Source organism: Escherichia sp. KCJ4928 (assembly GCF_004352695.1).
Lineage (GTDB): Bacteria > Pseudomonadota > Gammaproteobacteria > Enterobacterales > Enterobacteriaceae > ECMA0423.
Map to the genome: position 1 here is coordinate 1 of NZ_SJWV01000825.1, position 254 is coordinate 254.

The following is a 254-nucleotide window of genomic DNA, read 5'->3' on the forward strand; positions in this document are numbered from 1 at the left end:
TCCGGCTGTCCCGTGTCCCCCCTGAAAGATGGCGTTCATATCTAACGCCTTCACGCTTACAGCTATTTCATCTTTTTTCAATGGTGACAGATTTAAAGTCAATAATGACTTGTCTGTGCTGCTGTTAGTAATTGCAGCCCCATAATCAACAGCCTGTAAGCGGGAGAACTCTGTGTTTTTTCCGTTTATATCTAAATATCCACCCCGGAATCCCCAGGAAACATTATCAGGTATATCTGATTATCTCCTGAGAG

General features: G+C 43.3%; 1 protein-coding gene. It reads right to left on the reverse strand.

Features of this window, described 5'->3' with window-relative positions; all coding sequences use genetic code 11:
• Nucleotides 1-234: S6 family peptidase (locus E0D98_RS26955; protein WP_346655066.1), on the reverse strand; the 234-nt coding region annotated here is incomplete at its 3' end.
• Nucleotides 235-254 lie beyond the last annotated feature (20 nt).